At 72.5% G+C, this 24078-nt stretch carries 28 protein-coding genes; 13 read left to right on the plus strand and 15 right to left on the minus strand.

Going from position 1 to position 24078, the window contains the following annotated elements:
* The first annotated feature begins 32 nt into the window (after nucleotides 1–32).
* Together ACQEVU_RS32305 and ACQEVU_RS32310 are read left to right on the plus strand one after the other, a co-directional pair.
* Entirely contained in the window at nucleotides 33–623 is a 591-nt protein-coding gene (locus ACQEVU_RS32305) for a TetR family transcriptional regulator (protein ID WP_433330225.1), read from the plus strand.
* A complete protein-coding gene (locus ACQEVU_RS32310) occupies nucleotides 620–898 on the plus strand; it encodes a hypothetical protein (RefSeq protein WP_433330227.1) in 279 nt (92 codons plus the stop codon). The genes ACQEVU_RS32305 and ACQEVU_RS32310 overlap by 4 nt, the downstream gene beginning before the upstream one ends.
* A gap of 3 nt (nucleotides 899–901) precedes the next feature.
* Here the strand turns inward: ACQEVU_RS32310 and ACQEVU_RS32315 are convergent, their stop codons facing one another.
* The 3 genes from ACQEVU_RS32315 to ACQEVU_RS32325 form a co-directional block, all read right to left on the minus strand.
* Nucleotides 902–1159, minus strand: coding sequence for a hypothetical protein (locus tag ACQEVU_RS32315; RefSeq protein ID WP_433330229.1), 258 nt, complete (start codon nucleotides 1157–1159; stop codon nucleotides 902–904).
* A gap of 41 nt (nucleotides 1160–1200) precedes the next feature.
* Nucleotides 1201–2934, minus strand: coding sequence for an ABC transporter substrate-binding protein (locus ACQEVU_RS32320; RefSeq protein WP_433330231.1), 1734 nt, complete (start codon nucleotides 2932–2934; stop codon nucleotides 1201–1203).
* A 239-nt stretch (nucleotides 2935–3173) separates the two neighbouring features.
* Nucleotides 3174–4118: a quinone oxidoreductase family protein gene (locus tag ACQEVU_RS32325; protein ID WP_433330233.1), complete on the minus strand. Its 945-nt coding sequence runs from the start codon at nucleotides 4116–4118 to the stop codon at nucleotides 3174–3176.
* Nucleotides 4119–4211: 93 nt separating this feature from the next.
* Here ACQEVU_RS32325 and ACQEVU_RS32330 point away from each other — a divergent pair, with 93 nt between their 5' ends.
* A complete protein-coding gene (locus ACQEVU_RS32330) occupies nucleotides 4212–4793 on the plus strand; it encodes a TetR/AcrR family transcriptional regulator (protein WP_433330235.1) in 582 nt (193 codons plus the stop codon).
* 173 nt (nucleotides 4794–4966) lie between these two features.
* Here ACQEVU_RS32330 and ACQEVU_RS32335 read toward each other — a convergent pair whose 3' ends face one another.
* The gene (locus ACQEVU_RS32335) at nucleotides 4967–5947 is read right to left on the minus strand and encodes a phosphatase PAP2 family protein (protein WP_433330237.1); all 981 of its coding nucleotides are present in this window, start codon (nucleotides 5945–5947) and stop codon (nucleotides 4967–4969) included.
* 116 nt (nucleotides 5948–6063) lie between these two features.
* Here ACQEVU_RS32335 and ACQEVU_RS32340 point away from each other — a divergent pair, with 116 nt between their 5' ends.
* Nucleotides 6064–6267 carry a hypothetical protein gene (locus ACQEVU_RS32340; RefSeq protein ID WP_433330239.1) on the plus strand — a complete coding sequence of 68 codons (204 nt, stop codon included), beginning with the start codon at nucleotides 6064–6066 and terminating at the stop codon, nucleotides 6265–6267.
* Nucleotides 6268–6286: 19 nt separating this feature from the next.
* Here the strand turns inward: ACQEVU_RS32340 and ACQEVU_RS32345 are convergent, their stop codons facing one another.
* The 6 genes from ACQEVU_RS32345 to ACQEVU_RS32370 form a co-directional block, all read right to left on the minus strand.
* Nucleotides 6287–7483 (minus strand): EAL and HDOD domain-containing protein, encoded by a 1197-nt coding sequence (locus ACQEVU_RS32345; RefSeq protein ID WP_433330241.1) that lies wholly within the window; start codon nucleotides 7481–7483, stop codon nucleotides 6287–6289.
* Between the two features lie 29 nt (nucleotides 7484–7512).
* Nucleotides 7513–8736: an EAL and HDOD domain-containing protein gene (locus tag ACQEVU_RS32350; protein WP_433330243.1), complete on the minus strand. Its 1224-nt coding sequence runs from the start codon at nucleotides 8734–8736 to the stop codon at nucleotides 7513–7515.
* A 55-nt stretch (nucleotides 8737–8791) separates the two neighbouring features.
* Complete coding sequence (locus ACQEVU_RS32355; protein ID WP_433330245.1) at nucleotides 8792–9466, minus strand: GNAT family N-acetyltransferase; 675 nt, start codon at nucleotides 9464–9466, stop codon at nucleotides 8792–8794.
* 75 nt (nucleotides 9467–9541) lie between these two features.
* Nucleotides 9542–10108: a hypothetical protein gene (locus ACQEVU_RS32360; RefSeq protein ID WP_433330247.1), complete on the minus strand. Its 567-nt coding sequence runs from the start codon at nucleotides 10106–10108 to the stop codon at nucleotides 9542–9544.
* 58 nt (nucleotides 10109–10166) lie between these two features.
* On the minus strand, nucleotides 10167–11111 hold the full coding sequence (locus tag ACQEVU_RS32365) for a Gfo/Idh/MocA family protein (RefSeq protein WP_433330249.1): 945 nt from the start codon (nucleotides 11109–11111) through the stop codon (nucleotides 10167–10169).
* A complete protein-coding gene (locus ACQEVU_RS32370) occupies nucleotides 11108–11731 on the minus strand; it encodes a hypothetical protein (protein ID WP_433335164.1) in 624 nt (207 codons plus the stop codon). The genes ACQEVU_RS32365 and ACQEVU_RS32370 overlap by 4 nt, the downstream gene beginning before the upstream one ends.
* Before the next feature lie 23 nt (nucleotides 11732–11754).
* Here ACQEVU_RS32370 and ACQEVU_RS32375 point away from each other — a divergent pair, with 23 nt between their 5' ends.
* The 3 genes from ACQEVU_RS32375 to ACQEVU_RS32385 are packed head-to-tail and all read left to right on the plus strand — an operon-like array spanning nucleotide 11755 to nucleotide 13629.
* Nucleotides 11755–11979 (plus strand): hypothetical protein, encoded by a 225-nt coding sequence (locus ACQEVU_RS32375; RefSeq protein ID WP_433330251.1) that lies wholly within the window; start codon nucleotides 11755–11757, stop codon nucleotides 11977–11979.
* Between the two features lie 20 nt (nucleotides 11980–11999).
* Nucleotides 12000–13226, plus strand: coding sequence for a phosphoglycerate dehydrogenase (serA, locus tag ACQEVU_RS32380; RefSeq protein WP_433330253.1), 1227 nt, complete (start codon nucleotides 12000–12002; stop codon nucleotides 13224–13226).
* A gap of 10 nt (nucleotides 13227–13236) precedes the next feature.
* Nucleotides 13237–13629 (plus strand): hypothetical protein, encoded by a 393-nt coding sequence (locus ACQEVU_RS32385; protein ID WP_433330255.1) that lies wholly within the window; start codon nucleotides 13237–13239, stop codon nucleotides 13627–13629.
* Here the strand turns inward: ACQEVU_RS32385 and ACQEVU_RS32390 are convergent.
* Complete coding sequence (locus tag ACQEVU_RS32390) at nucleotides 13607–13906, minus strand: FG-GAP repeat domain-containing protein (protein WP_433330257.1); 300 nt, start codon at nucleotides 13904–13906, stop codon at nucleotides 13607–13609. The two genes, ACQEVU_RS32385 and ACQEVU_RS32390, sit on opposite strands and share 23 nt — an antisense overlap.
* 290 nt (nucleotides 13907–14196) lie before the next feature.
* Complete coding sequence (locus ACQEVU_RS32395) at nucleotides 14197–16620, minus strand: GcvT family protein (RefSeq protein WP_433330259.1); 2424 nt, start codon at nucleotides 16618–16620, stop codon at nucleotides 14197–14199.
* A 316-nt stretch (nucleotides 16621–16936) separates the two neighbouring features.
* Between ACQEVU_RS32395 and ACQEVU_RS32400 the strand changes: the two genes are divergently transcribed.
* On the plus strand, nucleotides 16937–17230 hold the full coding sequence (locus ACQEVU_RS32400) for a DUF4193 domain-containing protein (RefSeq protein WP_433335166.1): 294 nt from the start codon (nucleotides 16937–16939) through the stop codon (nucleotides 17228–17230).
* A 47-nt stretch (nucleotides 17231–17277) separates the two neighbouring features.
* Nucleotides 17278–18188, plus strand: a protein-coding gene (locus ACQEVU_RS32405) for an IS5 family transposase (protein ID WP_433319090.1) whose coding sequence is annotated in 2 segments (ribosomal slippage) — nucleotides 17278–17673 and nucleotides 17676–18188 — 909 coding nt in all. Because the reading frame shifts where the segments join, the coding sequence is not laid out codon by codon here.
* Here the strand turns inward: ACQEVU_RS32405 and ACQEVU_RS32410 are convergent.
* Nucleotides 18185–19081, minus strand: a complete 897-nt coding sequence (locus ACQEVU_RS32410; protein ID WP_433330261.1) for a ribonuclease Z — start codon at nucleotides 19079–19081, stop codon at nucleotides 18185–18187. The genes ACQEVU_RS32405 and ACQEVU_RS32410 overlap by 4 nt on opposite strands.
* Nucleotides 19082–19156: 75 nt before the next feature.
* On the opposite strand from ACQEVU_RS32410, the gene ACQEVU_RS32415 reads away from it, so the two are divergent.
* Complete coding sequence (locus ACQEVU_RS32415; protein WP_433330263.1) at nucleotides 19157–19645, plus strand: hypothetical protein; 489 nt, start codon at nucleotides 19157–19159, stop codon at nucleotides 19643–19645.
* 67 nt (nucleotides 19646–19712) lie between these two features.
* Entirely contained in the window at nucleotides 19713–19898 is a 186-nt protein-coding gene (locus ACQEVU_RS32420) for a hypothetical protein (protein ID WP_433330265.1), read from the plus strand.
* Here ACQEVU_RS32420 and ACQEVU_RS32425 read toward each other — a convergent pair.
* Both ACQEVU_RS32425 and ACQEVU_RS32430 read right to left on the minus strand, forming a co-directional pair.
* Nucleotides 19885–20508: an HNH endonuclease family protein gene (locus ACQEVU_RS32425; RefSeq protein WP_433335168.1), complete on the minus strand. Its 624-nt coding sequence runs from the start codon at nucleotides 20506–20508 to the stop codon at nucleotides 19885–19887. The genes ACQEVU_RS32420 and ACQEVU_RS32425 overlap by 14 nt on opposite strands.
* A gap of 251 nt (nucleotides 20509–20759) precedes the next feature.
* Nucleotides 20760–22484, minus strand: coding sequence for a VanW family protein (locus ACQEVU_RS32430; RefSeq protein ID WP_433330267.1), 1725 nt, complete (start codon nucleotides 22482–22484; stop codon nucleotides 20760–20762).
* 160 nt (nucleotides 22485–22644) lie between these two features.
* Between ACQEVU_RS32430 and ACQEVU_RS32435 the strand changes: the two genes are divergently transcribed.
* Both ACQEVU_RS32435 and ACQEVU_RS32440 read left to right on the plus strand, forming a co-directional pair.
* On the plus strand, nucleotides 22645–23472 hold the full coding sequence (locus ACQEVU_RS32435) for an ATP-grasp domain-containing protein (protein ID WP_433330269.1): 828 nt from the start codon (nucleotides 22645–22647) through the stop codon (nucleotides 23470–23472).
* A 5-nt stretch (nucleotides 23473–23477) separates the two neighbouring features.
* A complete protein-coding gene (locus ACQEVU_RS32440) occupies nucleotides 23478–24023 on the plus strand; it encodes a phosphoribosyltransferase family protein (RefSeq protein WP_433330271.1) in 546 nt (181 codons plus the stop codon).
* The last annotated feature ends 55 nt before the right edge of the window (nucleotides 24024–24078 follow it).

Genomic DNA, 24078 nt, shown 5'->3' on the forward strand with positions numbered 1-24078 from the left:
GACCGGGCGGTCAACTTGTTAGGCTGTCGGACGTGACCCGACCGCTGCGTGCCGACGCCGCGCGCAACCGGCGGCTGCTGCTCGCGGCGGCCGCCGATGAGTTCGCCGAGCGCGGGCTCGAGGCGTCGATCGCCGACATCGCCCGGCGGGCCGGGGTCGGCAAGGGGACCGTGTTCCGGCACTTCGCGACGAAGGAGGACCTGATCGCGGCGATCGTGCTCGACCGCGTCGAGGTCCTCATCGAGACCGGCGACCACCTGCTCGCGGCGGAGGACTCCGGCGCGGCGCTGATGGAGTTCCTGAGCGTGGCGGCCGAGCAGCGCCAGCAGCGGGACCTGTCGTTCCTGCAGGGGGCGAGCGGCGGCAACGCGGAGGTGTCGCGCGTGCAGGCGCGGCTGCGGGAGACGATCGACGCGCTCGTGGACAAGGCCCGCGACCAGGGCGCCGTGCGCGACGACATCACGGGCACGGACCTGTTCCTGCTCATGTGCGCGCCGAACTACGTCGCCGGCTACGCGCCGGGCGCCCCGCCCGACCTGTGGCGGCGCTACCTCGCGATCATCTTCGACGGCCTGCGGCCCGAGGGCGCACACCCGCTGCCCCACCCGGCCCCGCAACGGTGAACAACGAGGTCACCGAGAAGGTCGACGAGGCTCTGATCAGGGTCCTGCCGCGGTACGCCGAGCGGCAGCGCACCCTCATGCCCGCCGTCGACGGCCTGCTCGCCATCGGCGTCGTGGACATGCGCCACGCCATGATCGCCGGCAACGTGGTCCGCGCCATCACCTGGCACCGGGCGATCGCCGTCGGCGGCCACGAGCACGCCGGGGCCTGGGCCACGGGGCCGGCGGCGCGTGTGAACCAGCTGCTCACCGCGGCCCCGTGGTCGTGCCCCTGACGCTCAGCGCTCGTCGTAGATGTTCGCGGACTCTTCGACGCTTCTGGACGTGTGCTCAGACGGTTCGGGCTCGACCTGCGTGTCCTCGTGGTCGCGCTCGAAGTCGTGCGCGTGGCCCGTCAGCCCCTCGACGATGCCCGCGATCGGCTGCGCGATGTAGTCGAACGCCGGTACCGCAATCTCTTCCGCCTCGTCCCGGACGGTGTCGAGGTCGACAGCCTCGTCGACGCGGGGCACCCCGAGGTCATCCGTCTTCGCCATACTGTCCAATTATCCGCGGCGGTACTGCGTAAAACGTCGCATCAGCCACCGACCCCCATCGCGGTGACGTCCCACATGCCGTAGTACTGGCTGACGAACACGTTCGTCAGGCGCGGGTTGCGGTAGTTGAGCACCCGGTCGTACGTCAGCGGCACCATCGAGGCGTTGTCCATGACCTCGGCGTTGATCTGCTGCCAGATCCCGGCCGCCCGGGTGCGGTCGGTGACCGTGCGCACGTCGTCGAGCTGCTGGTTGATCTGCGGGTCGTCCAGTTCGGCGTAGTTGTTGTTGCCGCTGGGCAGGATCTGCCGGCCGTCGATGAGTGTCGGGTAGAACCCGTACCCGGTCGGGAAGTCCGCGGACCAGGCCGACAGGATGATGCCGTACCCCTTCTTGTGCACGTTGTCCGGGCTGCCCACGACCGACCGCGCGTACAGCGACGGGTCCGACGGGTCGATCCGCGCCTTGATGCCGACCGTGGCCAGCGACGCCTGGACCGCCTCGGCCGTCTTCATCGCCTTGGGACTGTCGGTGGCCGCGATGACGGTGTCGAACCCGTCGGGCCGGCCGCAGCGCTGCAGCTCGCTCCTGGCCTTGTCGGCCTGCGGCTTGCCGCTCCTGGTCTGGTACGGGTCGAGCCCCTCGTCGTAGCCGGGGATGCCCGGCGGCAGCATCCCGCCCGCGATCTGGCCGCCGGCGTCGGCGCCGCCGCGGGCCGTCTGCACCGCTGCCTTGTCGATCGCGTACTGCACCGCCCGCCGGCAGTGCACGTCGTCGAACGGCGCCACGGCGGTGCTCAGCGCCGCGTACTGCACGAACCCGGTCGTCGGCGCGTCGGCGTTCTTCTTCAACGCCGGATCGAGCAGCACCTTGGCCTGCGACGCCGTCTGCACGCCGCCCTGCCCCGCGTCGGCGTCGAGCGCCCCGTCGAACAGCTGCTGGTCGATCTCGGTCGGCTCGGCCCCGATCGTGAGCTCGATCCGGTCCGGCAGCGCCCGCCGCACGTCGTCGGAGCCGCGCGCCCACGCGTCGTTGCGCACCCAGACCACCTTCTTGCCCGGGTCGATGCTCTCGAACTTGTACGGCCCGGACGCGACCGGCTTGTCCCCGTACCGCTCCCCCGTGTCGAGCTTCTGCGGCACCGGCGCCGCAACCCCCATGGCCAGCAGGTACGGGAAGTCCGCGAACGGCTCGGCCAGGTGGAACACGATCGTCCGGTCGTCGGGCGTGGTGACCGACTTGAGCCCGTCGGCCGACGCGTACGGCCCCGGGTAGTGCTGCCCCTGGTCGAGCTGGTCGATGAGGTACGTCGGCCCGCCGGACAGCGTGTCCTGCGCGAACAGCCGCTCGATGCCGTACTTCACGTCCTGCGCCCGGATCGCGCTGCCGTCCTCGAAGCGGAGGCCTTCCTTCAGCCGGAAGCTGTACGTCAACCCGTCCGCCGACACGCCCGGCATCGCCTCGGCCAGGTCAGGCTGGAGCGCCAGCCCGTCGCCCCCGGGCGCCGCCGCCGGCGTGAGCAGCGTCCGCACGTACAACCGCTGCAGGTTGTACACGGCGTTGATGTATGACCGGGTCGGGTCCCAGGAGTCGACGTCGTTGGCACTCGCGAGCTTCAACGTGCCGCCGGCGACGTCGGAGGGGTTGACGACCCCGGTGAGCCCCGCGTTGAACCCCTCGGCGCCGCCGCCCTCCCCGCGCGTGTTGTCCCGCCCGGCGCACCCGCCGAGCACCACGACCAGCCCGAGGAACGCCGCACACAAGGTAGTCTTCACGTCACTGAGCGTAGTTTGCTCGGCACGGCGACGTCGTCAGCCCCGCGAAGTCTTCCGTTTCGTCCGCCCCGCGTTCGCCTCACCGACCTCGCTGACCGCATCAACCCCGGCGCCAGCGCGGAAGGTTCGTCCAGCCTCGCCGACCGGACTGCATCACCTCGGCCGGCCGAGCGCGAAGCCGACGGGATGGACCGCAGGCGAGCGAGCCGGAGCGATCCGGTGAGGCCGGGCGCCAGGGGCTACCTCGCCGGATCGAGGACAAGTTTGCCGATCGAGCGGCGGCCGCGTAGGTCCTCGTGGACGCGGCGGACGTCGCTCATGGCGTGGTCGCCGCCGTGGATGACTCGCAGTTCGCCGGCGATGACGAGCGCGGACAGCTCCGCGTAAGCCTTCTGCAGGACCTCCGGGCGATCGAAGGCGTGCATCAGCCAGAAGCCGCTCACCGTGGCCGAGCGGCGCTGCAGAGCCCGCGGGGAGACCTTCTCCGGCTCGACGCCGCCGGCCATGCCGTAGAAGGCGAGTCGGCCGAACGGCGCCAGCGCGGCCAGGCTCCGGTCCGTCACGCGGCCGCCCGTCATCTCCAGGACCGCGTCCACGCCGGTGCCGTCGTTGGCCGCCAGCAGCGCGGCGGTGAGGTCGTCGGCGGCCGGGTCGACCGCGATGTCGGCGCCCAGCGACATCGCCACGTCTCGCTTCTCCGGGGTGCTCGCCACGGCGATCACCCGGGCGGCGCCGCGCATCCGGGCCAGCTGGACGGCCAGCGAGCCGACGCCGCCGGCCGCCGCGTGGACCACCACGCTGTCGCCGGGCTGGACCCGCGCCGTGTGGTGGACCAGCCACCACGCCGTCAGGCCCTGGGCCAGCAGGGCCACCGCCTCGACGTCGTCCAGCTCGTCGGGGACCGGGAATGCGTGCGCCGCCGGGACCGCCACCCGTTCCGCGTAGCCGCCGCGCTCGGTCATCGCCGCCACCCGCCGGCCGTCGGGCGCACGGCCGGTGACCTCGCCGCCGGGGATCACCGGCAGCGTCGCCGACGTGATGTAGCCGTCCTCGCGCAGCAGGGTGTCGGCGAAGTTGACGCCGCTTCGGGCGACCTCGACGAGCACCTCCGACGGGCCGGGCACCGGGTCGGGCACGTCGCGCACCTGCACGACCTCCGGGCCGCCGAACTGTCTGATCTCCACCGCACGCATGCCTGGTCCCCCGTCATCGGTATCGAGTACCTTCTGGTACTCAGTACCGTAACGCACTCAGTTCAAGAACGCTAGACTGATCGGGTGGTTGGACACGAGGCGTCACTGCGGGAGCGCAAGCAGCAACGGGCGCGCGAGGAGATCATCGCCGCGGCGTATGACCTGTTCGAGGAGCGCGGCTACGCCGACGTGACCGTCACCGACATCGCCGAGCGGGCGCAGGTCGGGCGGACGACCTTCTTCCGGTACTTCGGCGACAAGCAGGAAGTCGTGTTCGCCGGCGAGCAGGACTGGCTCGACGGCCTGGAGCTGCCGGCGGCCACCGGCCCGTCCGGGCCCGGCTTCGGCGAGGCCATCGCGCTGCTCCGGGCGGTTGCCCAGCAGATCTGCGCCGCCGTGACGAGCGATCCCGAGCTGTACGTGCGGCGGGAGCGCCTGCTCGCCAGAAACCCCGAGCTCGAGGACCGCAACGCGCGCAAGCAACGGGCGTTCGCGGAGCGGATGCGGCTCCTGCTCGCCGAGCGCGGCGCCACGTCGGAGACGGCCGTGCTCGCCCCGCGGCTGGCCCTGGCGTGCTACCACACCGGCCGGGAGCTGGCCGGCACCGACCCGGCGGCACTGTGGCCCAACGTCGCCGCCGCCTTCGACACGGTCAAGTGGACGTGACAGCAGCCCCAAGCGCCTGTTTCATTACTGAGGCGGGGCTGCGGCCGGCCCAGATTCCGCCTGGCGGCGTCCCGCGAAAGCCGGGTTACAACACCGGTAGCCAGGCTTCCGCGGGCCACCGCCAGACGAAATCTGGACTCGGCCTCGCTCCCACCCCAGTAATGAAACAGGCGCTAGGAGGGGAGCACCTGCGTCGTCGGGTCGTCGCCCGCGGCCCTCAGATCGACCGTGGGCAGCTCACTGCTGAGCGGCGCGCCCTCGACGGGGGTCTCGTCGTCGGGGACCAGGTGAGGCACCACGCGGTGGACCGTCGACAGGACCGCGGCGATCATCAGGCCGGCCGTGCCGGTGATGCCCAAAGCGCCGCCCGCGTACGCCACGAACAGCCGACGGCGGCTCAGGTCCTCCACCGACCTCGTGATGACGTCGTCGGTCAGCCGCAGGCACAGCACCGCGCCGAGCAGGAGGCCCAACGAGACCAAGGCCAGGAAGAGGGTCGTGTAGGCGCTGGGCGGGCCGTACGAGACGCCGCCGTGGCGGCGCTGGGCCAGCACGATGAACAGGCCGGCGACCGCGGCCCAGGCGCCGACGACGAGCAGCGCCGCCACCGCGTCGCTCGGGCGGTGCCAGCCCGCCGAGAGCGTCGCCACGCCGGCCAGCGACGTGAAGACCGCGCCCAGCAGGGCCGCGGGGCCGCGGGCCTTCGACGGGACCACCAACACCAGCGCGACGGCCACCGAGGCCGCGATCGTCGTGTGGCCGCTCGGCAGGCTGTTGCCGGCCGCCGCGCGCTCCGGGTCGACACCCAGGTCGGGGCGGTAGATGAGGGCCTTGAACAGCTGGGTGGTGGCGTTCGCGCCGCCGATGAGCAGCAGCGCGCCGACCGCCAGGGCGACCCGGCGCCGGGCCAGGGCGATGAAGCCGATCGCGATCGTCGCGGCCGTGAGCGAGACGATCGAGATGCCGTTCAGGGTGTTGTGCACCAGGGACTCGAGGCGCACGCGGCCGATGCTGTTGCCGGTGATGGCCACGAAGTCGAGCTGCTGCCCCTGGACGCTGTCGACAAAGAAGCGCCAGACCGCCAGGAAGCCCGCCGCTTCCACGGCGGCCAGGAACACGAGCCACAATGCCAGCCCGATGGGCCACCCACGCATGGCAGGCAAGATAGCCCAAAGCCGCGAACTATGCTCATCCCGATCAAGGGCCGGAAGGGAGAAAGCACATCCCGATGGGTATAAGCACCGTTGAACGGACGAGGGGCGGTGGGACCATGGTGCTCGTGGGGTACACGGTCGAGGCGACCGACGGGGAGGTCGGGGCGATCGACCGCCGCACGTACGACGGGCGGAAGGTCGTCGTGGCCGCCCGTGACGGCGCGCTCCTCAACGTGGACGTGAGCGCCGTTGAGCGCATCGACCACCGGGACCACCGGGTGTACCTGGGGATCAGCCGGCGCGAGCTGCAGCCTCGCTGACCCGGTTGCGCGCGCATGCTCAGCGGGCCGCCGGCTCGGGCTCGGCGAGCGAGGCGTTGGTCCAGCGCAGCGCGGCCAGCAGGTCCTCGCCGAGGTCGCCCCCGCCGCCGCGCTGGTAGCTGCGCACGTCGCCGAGGACCGCGCCGAGCTCGCCGCGGCCGTGCACGACCGCCTCGGCGACGTCGGGGGTGAGCGGGAGCTGGGCGGTCAGCGCGCCGGCGTCGCCGCCGAGCAGGTCGCCGATCGCGGAGAGCAGGCCGATGGTGAACGCGGTCGCGCCGTCGTGCGACCCGCGCCGCTCGGCCACCGTCTGGCACATGCGGGCCCGCACGACGGCGTCGGTGAGCACGGACTCGTCGCCGCCGGCGAAGTCGGCGACCATCATGAGCGTCGCCCACTGCCGGACCTGAGGGATCCCCAGCAGTACCACCGCCTGGAAGATGGACGAGACGGGCTGCTTCAGGCCGTTGGCGGCGGCGTTCACCCCGCGCAGGATGCGCACGGCGAGGGCCGGGTCGCGCTCGATCGTCGCCACGGCGCGGTCCAGGTCGACGTCCTCGGCGGCGAGCTCGGTCAGCAGCCGCACCCGGGCCAGCCGCGTCGGGTTGAGCGCGTGCGTGGTGACGAGGTGCGGGCGGCTGAGCACGTGGCCCTGGAAGAGCTGGAAGCGCAGGCGCTGGGCGAGCTCGAGCAGCTCGTGGTTCTCGACGCGCTGGGCGACGAGGCGGATGCGCGGGATGCGGCGGCACTGCTCGACGATGCGGGCGATGGTGTGCCGGTCGCCGGCGAGCATGTCGACCTTGGCGTAGTGCACGTGGGGCAGCAGCCGGGAGGTGGCCGGGTCGCCGGTGAAGGCGTCCAGCGCCAGGCGGTGGCCCTGCGCGTTGAGGGCGGCCACGGCGGCGACGAGGTCGTCGTCGACCGGCAGGCCGGGCATGAGCTCCAGGCCGACCCGGCCGGGCGGGAACGGCAGCGGCAGCTCGCCGACGAGGAACTCGCGGGTGAGGTTGACGAAGCAGGGCTTGTCGCCGACCAGCTCCTCGATGCCGAACGCGGTGAACGCCTCGACGATGACCCGGCTGGTGGCGGCGCTGTCGCGGACGGTGGCGTGGTGCACGTCGGGGCCGTCGCGGAACAGCAGCTCGTACGCCGCCACCGCGCCGCGCTCGTCGTAGAGCGCCTGGCGGCCGATGTGCACGGGGCGGGTGCTGTCCACGCCCACTTATCGGCCCCGGGCGCCGGAAATCAAGCGGGCCGCGCGCGCGGCGCGATGATTTGGCCGGTGTACGCCACCGCGTCCAGATAGGCCCGCGCGGTGTCCTCCACCGGCAGCGGCGCGGCGAGCAGCATCGGCAGGTCCGAGGCCTCGTAGGCGGCGACGAGGGACAGCAGCTCGCCCAGCGGGCCGGCGCCGTCGACGAGGGCCTCGCTCACCTCGGCGCTGAGCGACAGGCGCAGGGCCAGCTCGGCGGCGCCCTGGCCGAGCAGCTCGGCGACGGCGGAGACGAGCCCGACGGTGAATGCGGCCTCCGGCGGCAGGTCCATCCGCCCGGCGATGTTCTGGCACATCCGGGCCCGGGTGATGGCCGCGGACAGCTGGTGGGTGCCGGGGTCGTCGAGGTCGCTGACGAGCATCAGGGTGGCCCAGTCGCGCAGCCGGTCCACGCCGAGCAGCAGGACCGCCTCGTGTACCGAGGACACCTTCACCGGCAGGCCGAGCGAGTCGGCGTTGGCGGCCGCCATGAGGCGCAGGCTCAGCGCCGGGTCGCTGGTGACGAGGCCGACCACGCGGCCGAGCGGGATGCTGGGGCCGACGAGCAGGCTCAGCAGTTCGACGCGGGCCAGCCGGGACGGCGACAGCGCGGCGGCGCTGACGACCTGGGGCCGGCCGAGCACGTACCCCTGGAAGTAGTCGAACCCGAGGCCCCGCGCGAGGTCGAGCTGCTCGGGGGTCTCGAGGCGCTCGGCGACCATCTTCACGCCGGGGTACTTCCGGCAGCGCTCGACCGTGTCGACGAGATCCGCCGGCGCGGTCTCCAGGATGTCGATCTTCACGTAGGTGGCCAGCTCGAGCAGCGGCTCGTGGCCGAGGCCGAAGACGTAGTCGTCCAGCGCGATGCGGTACCCCTGGCGGACCAGCGCCGCGACGGCGTCCACGACCACGTCGTCGATCTCGACGGTCTCGAGGATCTCGAGGACCACCTGCTCGGCGTCGAACGGCAGCGGCAGGTCGCCGACGAGGAACTCCCGGGTCAGGTTCACGAAGCACAGCGCCCGCCCGCACAGCGGCTCGATGCCGATCTCGGTGAAGGCGGTGATCAGCACCCGGCTCGTGGCGTAGGCGCCGCGTTCGTCCGCGTCCACCGCGGCCGCGTCGCCGCGGAAGAGCAACTCGTAGCCGTGGACGTCGCCGTGCCGCGAGAAGATCGGCTGGCGGCCGACATGCACTGCGCCGGAAGGGGGGAACATACCGCACACATCGTCGCCGCCGGTCGGGATCTGCGGATTATCGCCGGATTCGTTGTCAGGCCGCCCCGGCAAGGGCGTGCACCTTCCAGCCGAGGTCGGGGAAGCCGGACGCGACGGCCACGTGGGCGCTCGCGGTGTTCGCCGGGTCGTGCAGATATATCGGTACCGCACCGGCGCCGGCGATCCGCCGCGCCGCCCGGGCGACGAGCCGCCGGGCCAGCCCCCGGCCGCGGGCGGCCTCGGTGGTGCCGACGGAGATCTCGATCCCGGTCGGGTCGTGCGGCTTGAGCCCGACGCCGGCCAGGTACTCCCCCGTGCCCGGCGCGCGCGCCACGAGCACCTCCCCCGGGAACGGCCGCAGCCACTCCGGCAGGCCGGGCCCGTCCGACGGCTCCCAGGCGCCCTCGTCCGGCAGGTCGGCCGGCGCGTCACTCCAGCGGAACACGCCGGTGAAGAAGTGCTGCTCGGGCCGGCCGACCAGCGCCGGCAGGCGCTCGGCGAGGACCGCCTCGAGGTCGCCCGGCGCGGTCCGGGCCACCAGCGCGGCGACCGCGTCGCGGGCGGCCGGCGGCACGGACAGCACCCCGTTGCCCGCCCCGTCGGTCACGCCGAGCGCGCGCTGCTCGCCGCCGTCCCATCGCGGCTTGTCCCGCAGCGGGCTGCCGACGACGGCGAGCCCACCGGGCGACGGCCAGCTACCGAGCCATACGCGCAGGAACCGATCGAGCATCCGAGTATGTTAAGGCCTGCCGCACAACCGGGTCCGGTCGACGAGACGGTCCGGGGCATCCGCCGGAAAGCGGCCTCAGGCCTGCGCGCGGTACTGCGCGTCGAGCGCGTCGGCGACGCGCTTGGTCCAGTCGGCCGGGCCGTCGACGGTCCAGTTCTCCCCCAGGGCCATGAACAGCGGGTCGCGGCTGCCGGCCAGCGCCGACCACTGCGCCTCGACCTCGCTGTGGATGGCGTACACGCCGACGCCGACCCGAGCCCCGCCGGCCACGCAGCGGGCCTGTCCGGTGCCGTCGTGCAGGTCGCCGACGGCCTCGAAACTGTTGCAGGCGAAGCCGCGCCGGTCGAGGTACTCCACCAGCGCCTGCGGCGAGGCGAACCGCTGCGGCGGCCCCTCGGAGGCGGCCGCCGGCTCGCGACCGATCCGCCCGACGAGGACGGCGAGCACGCCACCGGCGATCAGCACGCCCGCGACCAGCCCCGCGATGAGCGCCGTCGGCGGCCGGTGGGCCGGCTCGGTCCGCACGGGCGGCGGCAGCGGCACGGTGGGCTGCCCGTCGAGGTCCGGCAGTGGCACGGTCGCTTCCGCGTCGGGCTCGAGCTGAGCCTGGTGGTCGAGAGGCTCTTCGGGCTCTTCGGTCACGCGAAAAAGCTACAACGGCCCGTTCGCAGACTGCGCACCTCCGAACGGCCAGAGTTGGTCAGGAACTTATGGGCATCCGCACACCCAGACGTTGCGACGAGGCATAAATCGCCGCAACGGCCGCGACCGCGGCGAGCCCCTCGGCCGGTTGGATGTCCATTCCGGCGCCCTCACGGACCGTTCGGGCCAGGGCGCGGTACTGCCGGGCGAAGGATTCCGTGTACTCGCGGTCGGCGTCGAAGTCGACGACCCGGCGCCCGGCGACCGTCAGGCCGGCCGGGTCGAGGTGCAGCGCGCCGCGCTCGCACTCGACGGTCGTGTCGTACTGAAAATCCTCCGCGGAGTACCACCGGAAATGGCACGTGAAGGGTGCGTCGAAGAACAGTTCGCCCTCGGCGGACGTCTCGATGCGCCAGCCCGGCGGGGTTTCGGTCGTGGCGGCGACCGCGACCGGGGCGGCGCCGAGCAGGATCGCGGCGCGGTCGATGGTGTGGATGCCGACCAGCATCGCAACGCCGCCGCCGGCCAGGCCGGGGTCGAAGAACCAGGCCGGCCGTCCGGGTCCGTAGTGGTTGCTGCGGATTTCGCGGTACGCCCGGATCTCCCCCAGCTCGCCGGAGCGCAGCAGGTCGCGGGCGGCCCGCACGTGCGCGAACTGCCGCTGCTGCTGGCCGACCCACAGGACGGTCCCGGCCGCCTCGGCGGCGGCGATCATCCGGGCGCAGGCGGCGGTCGTGGTGGCCATCGGCTTCTCGACCAGCACGTGCTTGCCGGCCGCCAGGGCGCGCACGGCGAGGTCCTCGTGCAGGGCGTGCGGCACGGTGAGCACGACCACCTCGACGCCGGGGTGGGCCAGCAGCGCGTCGAAGTCGGGCACGGTGGACCGCTCGGGGCGAAGGTCGTAGGTGGCCGCGATGCGCACCTCGGGTACCGAATCCGCGGCCTGCACGTGCCGGGCGGCGACCTCGCCCGCGCCGACCAGGCCGAGCCCCAGCGGCCTCATGCGCCGTCCAGCGACACCGAGATCTCCTCGCCGAGCGTCGCGCCGCCCTGCAGTTCGAGGTCGTCGCCGCTCCAGAACTTGCCCGGGTCGTACCAGTTGGCGCGCCTGCCCCGCGCGAGCAGCCCCATCTCCTCGTAGGTGACGGCGACGACCTCGGCGCAGTACGCCGTCTCCAGGTTGCCGGAGGTCTGCTCCCGCAGGTGGGGCAGGCGGCCCCGGAACCAGCGGCCGGCGAGGCGGGCGGTCGAGGGGAAGGGGGTGCCGTCGAGGCGGGCGATGGTGCGCAGGACGGCGTCCTCCATGGCCGGGCCGGCCTCGGGGAACAGCTGGCGCAGCCACGCCCGCTGGCCGTAGCGGCGGCCCCAGACGAGCACGGCGTCGCGCAGGTCGTGCAGCTGCACGCCGCGCTGGTGGTTGCCGGTCCACATGTCCCGCAGCGAGCGGCCCAGCTCGGCGTGCCACATCAGCGGCGGCATGTCGTCGAGGACGACGGCCATGCCGACGTGGTTGACGGGGCTGTTCGTCAGGGTCTGGATGGCGCGGTCGGCGGTCGAGCGGCCGCGGAACACCCAGAGGTCACCCGTGCGTGTCATCCGCACGGCCTCATCGAGATCGACCATCACCGGTACTACCCTAGGGCCTCATGCGTATCAAGTGGTGGAAGGTGGCGGGGCTGGCCGGTGTCGTCGGCGTGGCGGCCACGGGCGTGCTGGTCGCGCGGGCCGAGCGGCGCCGCCGGGCGTACACGCCGGAAGAAATTCGCTCGCGTCTGCGCGAGCGGCACGCTGTGGCGCAGGACCCGACGGCTTCCCGATCCGCCGGTGACGGCCCGCCGACGAGTCGCGGGTCACGTACCGGTGACGGCTGAGGCCACATAGGGTAGGTGTTGTGCAGCCACTGACTTCCCAGGCCGACCCCGTGCGGGTCCTGCTCCTCGAGAACATCCACCCGGTCGCGGTCGAGCGGCTGCGCTCCGAGGGGTATGAGGTAGAGACCGTCGGGCGCGCGCTGGACGAGGACGAGCTGATCGCGCGGCTCGACGGCGTCCACCTGCTGGGCATCCGGTCCAAATCGCAGGTCACCGCCCGGGTGCTGAGCGAGGCGACGCAGCTGCGCGCGGTCGGCGCGTTCTGCATCGGCACCGACCAGATCGACCTGCGCACCGCCGCGGAGTCCGGCATCGCCGTGTTCAACGCGCCGTTCTCCAACACCCGCAGCGTCGTCGAGCTCGCGATCGCCGAGATCATCGCGCTCACCCGGCGGCTGACGGAGAAGAACGCCGACATGCACAACGGCGTCTGGAACAAGGACGCGGAGGGCTCGCACGAGATCCGCGGCCGGTCCATCGGCATCGTCGGCTACGGCAACATCGGCACCCAGCTGTCGGTGCTCGCCGAGAACCTCGGCCTGCGGGTGTACTTCTACGACACCTCCGAGAAGCTCGCGCTGGGCAACGCCGTGCGCTGCAACTCCCTCGACGAGCTGCTCGAGGTCGCCGACATCGTCACCCTGCACGTCGACGGCCGCCCCGGCAACAGCGGCTTCTTCGGCGAGGAGCAGTTCGCGCGGATGCGCCCGCGCAGCATCTTCCTCAACCTCAGCCGCGGCTTCGTCATCGACCACGACGCGCTGCGCCGGCACCTCGACAACGGCCACCTCGCCGGCGCCGCCGTCGACGTGTTCCCGAAGGAGCCGAAGGCGAAGGGCGACGAGTTCGTCTCGGCCCTGCGCGGCCTGCCCAACGTCATCCTCACCCCGCACATCGGCGGCTCGACCGAGGAGGCGCAGTCCGACATCGGCTCCTTCGTCGCCGAGAAGCTGCACAAGTACATCGCCGAGGGCTCCACGACGCTGAGCGTCAACCTGCCCTCGCTCAACCTCGTGCAGGCCCCCGACACGCACCGCATCGCGCTGCTGCACCACAACGTCCCGGGCGTGCTCGCCGACGTCAACAGCATCATGGCCGGCCACAAGGTCAACGTGGAGGGCCAGATCCTGGCCACCCGCGGCGAGTACGGCTACCTGCTGACCGACATCGCGATCAACTACCCGCAGGAGATCCTGACCCAGCTCGCCAACATGGCCACCACCGTCCAGGTCCGCGTCCTGTCCTGACCCGCGGGCCGTGCGGGAGGGGTTCCTGGCCAACCTGGCCGGGTCGGCGCTCGACCTGCTCTGGCTGCTGATCGGCGTGTTCGGGCTCGACGCGGTGCTGACCGGCCTGGTCCGCGGCGAGCCCGACTGGGCCATGGCGATCCTCGGCCCGCTGTGCGCGGGCCTGGTGGCGCTGGTGGTGAGCCGGGCCGCGCGCGGCCGGTACGAGATCACGATCCACCGGTTCGGCCGCGTCGAACTGACGATCAACACCGCGTCGGTGCCGTACTTCGTCACCGACGCCCTCTGGCTCGCCGCGGCGGTCCAGCTGACGATCTGGCACGGCTACCCGGCCGCGGCGCTCATCGCCGCGGCCGAGGCCGCCCTGATCGCCCTGCGGATCACCAGCCGTTGCCGATCCTGACCGGCGCGACCGTGCTGTAGCCGCGGACCGACTGGCCCGGGTACAGCATCAGGTCGCCGGCGGCCGTGCGGGCGATGAGGTCCTGGTTGCCGTCGCGGTCCCAGTCGGTGACACCGGCGAACGTGAAGCCGCCCCAGCCGCTGCCGATCTTCACCCGGTCCTGGGAGCTGTAGCGGCGCTGCGACTCCCCCGGGTACAGCCACAGGTCCTGCGTCGCGTCATTGCGGGCGACGACGTCCTGGTGGCCGTCGCGGTCCCAGTCGCCGATGCCGGCCACCGTGAACCCTTCCCAGCCGTTGCCGATCCTCGCCGGCGCGACCCCCGCTGTAGCCGCGGACCGACCGGCCCGGATACAGCATCAGGTCGCCCGTGCCGTTGTTGCGGGCCACGATGTCCTGGTGGCCGTCGCGGTCCCAGTCCGCGAGGCCGGCGAACGTGTAAGCCTCGGTGGCGGCCGCGGCCGGGGTCGCCGGCGCCACCAGCGTGGCGAGAGCGACGGCCGCGACGCCCAGCGTCTTGATCCTCATGGCACTGAGCGTAGTTGCACAACTACTGAAAGCAAGCTTGTCAGTCGCGGACACGCCCGCTCGTCGGGTCGTACAGCGGGCGGAGCGACGCGCGGGCCGGATACGTCGCGCCGGCGATCTCCACCGTCAGCTCGCCGGCGTCGAGCCACGCCTGGTCCAGCGGCTGGGCGCCGGCGTCGAGCATCGCCAGGCCGACCGCGCCGCCGAGCGTGTGGCCGTAGGAGGCGGCCCGCACATAGCCGACGTCCCGGCCGTCGCGGCGGACCACCTCGCCGTGGAACATGAGCGCCTTGGGGTCCGTGACGAGCACCTGGACCAGGCGGCGGGTCAGCGGGCCGCGGGCGCGGCGGGCCAGGACGGCGTCGCGGCCGATGAAGTGCTCCTTGTCCAGGGCCACGGCGAAGCCCAGGCCGGCCTCGAGGACGTCGTCGGTGTTGTCGATGTCGTGGCCGTAGTCGCGGTACCCCTTCTCCATGCGCAGGCTGGCGACGGCCTTGAGCCCGGCGTGGCGCAGCCCGCGCCCGGCCCCGGCGGCGACCAGGCGGTCGTAGACGTGCACGGCTTGGTCGGCCGGTACGTAGAGCTCGTAGCCCAGCTCCCCGACGTACGTGATGCGCAGGCACAGCACCCGCGCGTAGCCGACCTCGATCTCGGCGGCGCCGCGGAACGGCAGGCCGATCTCGGCCTCCGCGGCGGCGGCGAGGATCTCCCGGGAGCGCGGGCCCTGCAGGTTGATCTGCGCCCAGCCCGAGGTCACGTCGGTGACGAACGCGTGCCGGTCGCCGAGGTGCCGGCGCAGGCGGGTCAGGGCGTGGCGGTGGGCGGTGTCGGAGGCGACGACCCAGAACCGGTCCTCGTCGAGCTGGGTGACGGTGAGGTCGGCCTCGATCGTGCCGCCCTCGTTGAGCCACTGCGTGTAGGTGACCCGGCCCGGGTTGGCCACGCGGTTCGCGGACAGCTCCTCGAGGGCGGCGGCGGCGTCGCGGCCCTGGACGAGGAACTTGGCCATGAACGACATGTCCATGAGGATCGCGTCCTCGCGCGCCGCGCGATGCTCCTGCGCCCACTGCCCGAACCATTCCGGTTTCTGCCAGGAAGGCGCTGTCTGTCCGGAGAAGTCGTAGAAGTCGGGCATTTCCCAGCCGGACACGTCGCGGCGGTACGGCCGCAGCGGCTCCAGGCGGTCGTGCAGCGGCGAGCGCCGCGCGTCGCGCGCCGAGGTGAAGGCCTTGTTGGGGAAGTGTGTCGCATATACCTGTCCGAGAGCCTCAACGGTGCGGCTCGCGCGATATGCCCGATTGCGCTGGTACGGCTGGAGCCGGTCGATGTGCATCCCGGTCACGTCCACGTCGGGCCGGCCCTCGGCGATCCAGGCGGCCAGGGCCCGGCCGATCCCGCCGCCGGTCAGGATGCCGATCGAGTTCATCCCGGCGGCCACGAAGTAGTTGCGCAGCTCGGGCGACTCGCCGAAGATCGGCGCCAGGTCCGGGGTGAAGCTCTCCGGGCCGCAGAAGAAGGTGCGCACGCCGGCGGTGGCGGTCACCGGGATGCGGGCCATCGCCTTCTCCAGGTAGGGCGCCATGCGGTCCCAGTCCGGCGGGAGGGTGCCGAAGGAGAAGCCGTCGGGCACCCGCTCGACGCTCCACGGCGCGGCGGCGCCCTCGAACAGCCCGACCATGAGGCCGCCGGTCTCCTCGCGGAAGTACCCGTAGGCGCCGGGGTCCTCCAGCACCGGCAGGTCGGCGCTCACCCCGTCGATCGGCTCGGTGATGAGGTAGTAGTGCTCGGCGGCCTGCAGCGGGATGCTCACGCCGGCCTCCTCGCCGAGCTGGCGGGCCCACATGCCGGCGCAGTTCACGACGATCTCGGCCTCGATGTCGCCGTACGGCGTCCGGACGCCCGTGACGGTGTCCCCGCGGCGCAGCGTGCCGGTCACCGGCACGCCCTCCAGGACGCGCACGCCGCGCTGCCGGGCGCCCTTGGCCAGCGACATGGTCACGTCGACGGGGTTGGCCCGGCCGTCCTCGGGTACATAGAAGCCGGCCAGCACGTCGTCCGTGCGGGCCAAGGGGAACAGCTCGCGAACCTCGGCCGGGGAGATCTCGTGCACGTCGACACCCATGTGCCGGTTGAACGCGGCCACCCGCCGGTACTCCTCGAGCCGCCCCTCGTCGGCGGCGAGCTCGATGAACCCGCACCGGCGCAGGCCGGTCGCGAGACCGGTCTCGGCCTCCAGGCCGGCGTAGAGGTCGCGCGTGTACTGCCGCAGCCGGGTGGACGTCTCCGACAGGGAACCGAAGGTCACCATCAGCCCGGCCGCGTGCCACGTGGTCCCGGCCGTGAGCCGGTCCCGCTCCAGCAGCAGTACATCGGCCACGCCCATCTTCGCCAGGTGGTACGCGACCGACGTGCCGATGACGCCGCCGCCCACGACCACCACGCGGGCCCGTTCGGGGAGGTTCATGCCGTGCACTGTAACCGCGGTCACCGCCGCGTTCCTCCGATCGGCCGGCGCAAGCCCGTGACCTGCGGCGATGCGATTCGGCACACAACATCCGCGCGGAGAATCCCAAAAAGGCGCACACGGCCGACCCGGCGAGGTAGCCTCGTTGGCGCTGCCGCTGTTGATATGTCCACAGTGGACCGAATCGGGCCCGTTTCTGCGTGAACGGGCGTGATCCGGAACACATTGGATTCATTCATGTCGGTCGGGAACACATCCGAGGCCGGCGGCGTTCGTTACACAACCAAGTCACCAAGAGAGGGTGAACGCCATGGCCATCAGCACCGACTACGACGCGCCACGCCACCCGGTCGGCGGCGACCTCGCAGAGGACAGTCTCGAGGAGCTCACCGCGCGCCGGGCCAATGGCCAGTCCGCATCAGTCGACGTCGACGAGACCGAGGCCGGCTTCGAGCTGCCCGGCGCCGAGCTGCCCGACGAGGAACTCACGGTTCCCGTCGTGCCGATGCGCGGCGACGAGTTCCGCTGCTCGAGCTGCTTCCTCGTGCACCACCGCAGCCAGCTGTCGCGGGAGAAGAACGGGGCGCCGATCTGCACTGAATGCGACTAGGGCGTGTCTCGTGGATCATCGGTGTCGGATGCGGTAAATAGACGGCTGTGTCTCGACGGCATGAGCTGACTGATGAGGAATGGGCGTTGCTGCAGCCGCTGCTGCCGCCTGATCCACCGCGTGGTGGTCGCTGGCGGGACCACCGCACGGTGGTCTCGGCGATCCTGTTCCGGGAACGCACTGGGATCACCTGGCGGGACCTCCCCGAGCGGTTCGGCCCGTGGAAGACGGTCTACCAGCGAAAACGTCGCTGGGCTATCGACGGCACCTGGATGCGGATCTGCGACACGCTGCGCATCGACTGCGACGCCGAGGAAGGCGAGGACTGGACCGTGTCCGTGGACAGTTCCTCGATCCGGGCGCACCCGCACGCCGCCGGCGCCCGCCATGCCCCAGCCGTCGACCATCCGAAAAAGGGGAAGCAGCAAAGGACGAATCGGGCGGCCGGGAGTGCCTCGGACGGTCCCGGGGCGGGCTGACGACGAAGCTGCACCTCGCCGCGGACCGGCGCTGCCGGCCGATCTCCCGGCACACCACGCCGGGGCAACGCGCCGACTGCACCGGCTTCGCGCAGGTGATGACCGGTATCCGAGTGCAGCGCCGGCGCGGGCGTCCCCGGACCCGGCCCGGGCACGTCCTGGCCGACAAGGCATATTCGTCCAAGGCGATCCGGACGCACCTGCGCCGACGGGGCATCACCGCGACCATCCCGGTCAAGGCCGACCAGGCGGCCAACCGCCGCAAGAAAGGCTCCCACGGCGGCCGGCCACCCAACTTCGATCGCGAACGCTACAAACAGCGCAACACCGTCGAACGCTGCATCAACAAACTCAAGCAGTTCCGCGCCGTGGCGACCAGGTACGACAAACGCGACTACATGTTCCGGGCCACCGTCGACATCGCCACGATGAAGATCTGGCTACGCGACCTCACCAAAGATCCACGAGACACGACCTAACCGCGGATCCTGACCCGGCTCAGGTCCTCCGCCACCACAACCTCGCCGTCGTACACCGCTTCCGCCTCCCGCCGGAAGCGCGACGGGTCGTCGTAGCGCTGCGAGAAGTGGGTGAGCACGAGCGTGCGCACTCCTGCTTCCGCGGCCACCCGCGCCGCCTGCCCGGCGGTCAGGTGTCCATGCTCGACGGCCAGCCCTTCGTCCTCGGCGAGGTAGGTGGACTCGATCACGAGCACGTCGGCTCCCTCGGCCAGCCGCCCGACGCCGTCGCAGAGCCGCGTGTCCATCACGAAGGCGAACCGCTGCCCACGCCGCGGCTCGCTCACCTCCTCCAGCCGCACCCCGCGTAGCTCCCCCTCGCGCTGCAGCACCGACACGTCGGGCCCGGCGATGCCGCGTTCCCGCAGCCGCTGCGGGAGCATGCGCCGCCCGTCGCGCTCGACCAGCCGGTAGCCGTAGGCCTCGATGCCGTGATCGAGCCGGTGCGCCTCGATGCGGAACGTCGCCGTCTGCGCGACCACGCCGTCGCCGGCGACCGGGCGCGGGGTGATCGTCGCGCAGTCGTGGAACGGCGCGGCCGAGCGCAGCCGGTCGAAGTACTCCCGGCCGCTCGCCGGGAAGTACACCTGGACGTCCCGCGGGGACCGGTCCAGCGAGATGCGCTGGATCACGCCCGGCAGCCCGAGACAGTGGTCGCCGTGGAAGTGGGTGATGCAGATGCGGCTGATGTCGCTCGCCGCCACCCCGGCGTGGACCATCTGCCGCTGCGTGCCGTCGCCCGGGTCGAAGAGGATGCCCTCGCCGTCCCACGACAGGAAGTACCCGTTGTGGTTGCGCGACCGGGTCGGCACCTGGCTGGAGGTGCCCAGCACGACGAGCTCACGAGGCGACATCCGCGCACTGTACTCAGCCGGCTGTTGAGTAGCCGCACGGATTCCCGATCCGCCCGGCTACGGCAGGATCGGCCCATGCGAATCCGACTCGCCGCGGCCCTGGCGCTCACCCTGGCCCTCGCCGCGGGATGCGCGCGCCCGGCCGAGGCGCCCGCCGCCCCCGACCCGCTGGGCCCGTCGCCGACGCCGCGGACGGTCCCGCCGGGCGACGGCGCGCCGCACAACGCCGAGAACAACGCGTGGAAGGTGCGGACCGAGCTCACCGACGCCGAGAAGGCCGAGGCCCAGGCGGCCGCGGACAAGATCAAGCCGGCCCTGGAGGCGGTGCGGGCCGGCAACGACTTCGGCTACACCGCCACCCGGTCGGCCCTGCTCGCCCTGGGCTACGCCGCCGACCGGATCCAGGTCCAGAGCATGCGCGACCCCACGGTCGCCGGCGCCGTCTACGCCGTGCGCATCGGCACCCGCGCGTGCGTGATCGGCGACGTGCGCCCGGAGCGGGTGACCGCCGAGGTCCGGGGCTCCGCCGCCGAGTTCGGCTGCCTGGAGCCCTACACCCACTAACCTCGCTTCGGCGGGGCGACCCGGCTCAGCCAGGCCGCCGCCTCGGCCGGCGGGAGCTGCTCAACCGGTGCTGAACCCGCACGTGCGCTACTTCGACGGATCCCGCCGCGGCTACCTGCGCTGCGAGGTCGGCAAGGACCTGTGGCGCACCGACGCGCGCACCGTCGACACCGTCGCCACGCGCACGGCGGCGGTGTCGACGAGCGCGTCCTACGTCGTGGAGGCCGGGACCAGCACGCTCAGCACAGGTTGAGCATGGACTGCAGCGCGGACTTCTCCGCCGACTGCAGCTTCAGGCCCCAGGTGTACTTCACGTTGATCCACATCCTGGCGTAGGTGCACCGGTAAGAGGTCAAGGGCGGCTGCCACGTGGTGGGGTCCTGGTCGCCCTTGGCCTGGTTCACGTTGTCGGTGACGGCGATGAGCTGCGGGTGGCTCAGGTCGTTGGCGAAGCTCTGGCGCTTCGCCGTCGTCCAGCCGCTCGCCCCGGAGCGCCACGCCTCGGCCAGCGGCACCACGTGGTCGATGTCCACGTCGGAGGCGGCGGTCCAGGTCGCGCCGTCGTACGGGCTGTACCAGCGCCCAGAGGTGGCCGAGCAGGAGCTGTTGGTGACGACCGACGTGCCGTCGCGCTTGAGGACGGTCTCGCGGGTGTCGCACGAGCCGCTGATGGTGATCCAGTGTGGGAACAGGTCGCGCGAGTACCCGCTCATCGACCCCTCGGCGGCGACGGTGAGCGCGTTGAGCTGCGTCTGCGCGGTGGCCTTCGAAGGAATCCCCGGCGGCGTGGCGCCGGCCGGCCCGGGCGTGGCGACGAGCAGCGCGGCGGCACCTACCGCCGCCGCAACGACGATCTTTTTCATCGACATGCGTGCATCATTCCAGCCCGTCGTCGTTCGGTCGTGAACGAACGAAGAGTCTTCAGTGACAGAACGGCAACGCCGTCCTGGACCGACGCCGACGACGCCCCTGCCCTACGCCGGACGCACCTTGGCACCGCGCGGGCGACGGGTAGCGTGCGGCGGATGTTGACCTTGCGGAAATGGCGAGAGCTGAACGACCGCGAGGCGCGGCGGGTCGCCGCGGGCGTGGCGCGAGCTGGAGCCTGGCTCAGTCAGGGGGCGGCCGTGGGGCGGTTCGACGGCGGCGGGGGCGGGCCGCAGATGAACTGCGGCTCGGGGTCGTAGCGCCACACGAAGCGCTCGCGGCGAAGCTCCTTGCCGTCGTGGCGGAAGACGCGGTACGCCTCCTGCGTGAAGCCCGGGGCGCCGTTCGTCGGGTTGCAGTCGGACTCGGTGAGGTACACCGGACGCGGCTGGACGACCTTCATGCGCGGCCCGTACTCGGTGGAGACCTCGTAGCGGCGCGTGCCGTAGAGCGTGACCGTCACCGAGTCGGCCGCCGTCGCCGTGTCGATCAGGATGCCGCTCGGGCCGTCGTTGCGGAAGCGCAGGTCCAGGGCGCCGTAGACGACCGTCGCCTCGATCACCGCGGGGTAGCGGTCGAAGTAGTAGCTGTGCGGGTGGTGCTCGACGTCCTGCAGGCCGGCCAGGTAGGCGGCGTTGAACAGCGTCGTGGCGACCTGGGAGACGCCGCCGCCGGGGGTGTTCTTGATCTTGCCGTCCTCGATGCCGGGCGCGTCGACGTAGCCGCGGGCGTGGGTGCGGTCGCCGGCGCGCTGGTTGAGGCTGAACGTCTCGCCGGGGCGGACCAGGGCGCCGCGCAGCGCCTCGGCCATCGTGCGGATGTTCACCACCCGCGGCTGGTCGGGGTCGAAGTGGGTCGTGAACGTGCCGACCGGCTCGGTGACGCCGAGCTTGGCCAGGGACTGGGCGGTGACGGCGGCCGGGGCGGAGATCAGCGGGGCCTGGACGCGGCGCGGGGTGGCGGTCGAGCGCAGCGCGGCCAGCAGCGCCGGGGCGCTCAGGTCGACCCGCCGGCCGTCGGTCTGCGGGCGGATGACCGGCCGGCCCGCCTCGATCTCGATGCGGGCGTCGGTCGCCGGGATCTCCACCCGGGCCAGGGCGGCGGGCACGGCGCGGCGCAGGGCGCCGGCGTCCAGCGACGGGGTGATCGCGCCGTCCGGGCCGGACTCCAGGCGCAGGGCGGCGGCGATGCCGGCGGCCGGGACGGTGACGTCGCCGCGCGGGGTGGCCAGGACCAGCGGGGCGGCGACGGCGGGCGCGGCCAGCTCGCGGACCAGGCGGTCGACGTCGGCGCGGGTGCTGCGCGGCACCAGGTCGACGACCGGGAACTCGAGCACCGGCCGGCGCAGCCAGCCGGCGGCGGCGACCGCGCCGATCGCGCGGCGGTCCAGGCCGCGGCCGGCCTCGGGGTACACCGGGACCGGCCGCAGCCCGTCGAAGCGCACGGCCGGCATGACCGGCGCGTCGCCCTGCGGGCCGAGGTGGTCCATGAGCACCGCGTACAGGCGGGCGGCGTCGACGGTCACCACCGGCTCGACGTCGGCCGCCGCGAACGGCGCCGGGGACGCCGCCTCGGCCCGCGCGATCGTGGCGTCGACGTCGACGGCCAGGCCCACGGACGCGGGCTCGACGACGGCGGGCTCGCTGCCGACCTTGACCGCGACCGGCTGGCGCACCCGGGCGGCCAGGCCGGCGGCGAGGGCGCGGCGCGCGTCGTCGCGGGAACGGCCGCCGACGTCGATGCCCAGCACGTGTACCCCGCGGTCGACGTCGTGCGCGTAGGTGCGCACCACCGTCGTGCCGGACACCACGGTCAGCAGCGTGACGGCGATCACCAGCCGGCGGCGGCGCTGGACGCGGCGGCGGCGCGCCATCGGCGGGACGACGAAGCGGTTCCGCAGCTCGGTAGCCATGGCATTACCGTGCCCGATTTGTAACTTTCATACCAAAAGTCGACCTCGATGTCCCCGAAAGTGTCACCGTGGATGCCCTCGGTGAGCCCGTCCGGGCAGCGTTGTGCCGTCTGTGGCCTCCGGCAACGACACTGACGAAGCTCGCTGGCAGGATGTGAGGGTGCGTCAGTTCCGGACCCTGGCAATGCGCGTGCGCTCCCCCGAGGCGAGCGCGGCGCTGACGCACGCCGCCCAGCGCATGGGCCTGCCGGTCGAGCAGCTGCCGGGCGACCCGGCGGAGGTCAAGGGGCTGCACTCGGCGGACGGGGTGGCCTGGCGCGCGGCCGGCGGCTACCTCACCACGCTCATCGCCGGCGGCGCCGACGTGTGCCTGTTTGGGGCGTCACCGGCGTGGTTCGCCGCCCTGCCGCGGGACGTCACCGGGCGCGACATCCGGCTCGTGAGCGTCGGCGAGGCGCCGGACATCGTCGGGCCGCGGCCCGCGGTGGCCAAGCTCGCCGACGAGAAGCACCCGGCGTTCTCCGCGGCGTGGGTGCGCAACGCCGACGACCTGCGCAACCGGCTGCGCACCGCCCGGCTGCCGGCCGACAGCACGCTGATCATCATGGACCACTGGCTGGACCTCGCCTCGGAGTACCGCGTCTTCACCATCGGCCGGCAGCCGGTGGCCTGGTCGCCGTACCTGGTCGAGGGCGAGGAGTGGAGCCCGTCGCTGCGCACGCACCGGGCGTCGTGGCACGACGAGGCGGCGGCGTTCGTCGCGCTCGTGCTGGCCGACCTGCCGGCGCAGGACGTGCCGCCGACCGCGGTCATCGACGTCGGGCGCACCGACGCCGGGCAGTTCGCGTTCCTCGAGGTCAACAACGTCTGGAGCTCCGGGTTGTACAGCTGCGACCCCGACGGCGTCCTGAAGGCGGTGCTGGCCGCGAACGACCCCGACTGCCACCCCCGCTGGCGCTGGCAGCCGGCCCCGGCGCTCGGTGCCTGAGCTACGTGCCTGACATCAAGGCCCGGCTCCGCGTCGGCTTCCACTGGCGCGGCGGGCCCGACGTCGTCTTCGCCGACATCACGGAGTGGTGGCGCGACCCCGTCGTCCTGCGGGACCTGCCCGCGGCCGTCGCCGGCCTCATCGACGCCACGCCGACCGTCGTCATCGGGCCGGCCTCGCGCGGGACGCTGCTCGGCGCACTCGTCGCCGCCCACCTCGGCGTCGGGCTCGTCGAGGCGCGCAAGAACGACCGGGTCGCGCTGCACTCGGCGTTCTACGCCACCCGGCGGCTGCCCGGGACGTACCACGAGGGCGGCGCCGTCCTGAGCTTCCGCCGCGCGCTGATCCGCCCGGCCGACCGGGTGCTGTGCGTCGACGACTGGGTCGAGACCGGCGCCCAGGCCCTGGCCGTCCGGGAGATGGTCGAGGAGGCCGGCGCCGAGTGGCTCGGGCTGGCCTGCGTCGTCGACGACCTGGGTGAGCGCGACGAGACGCGGCGGCGCCTCGGCACCCGCTCGCTGCTCACCGCCGCCGACCTCATGCGCGACTGAAGCGGGTAATCACGTCCTTGACTGACCTGGGCCCGGCTCGTATCGTCGGCTCAGA

Source organism: Dactylosporangium sp. CA-139066 (assembly GCF_050936175.1).
Lineage (GTDB): Bacteria > Actinomycetota > Actinomycetes > Mycobacteriales > Micromonosporaceae > Dactylosporangium.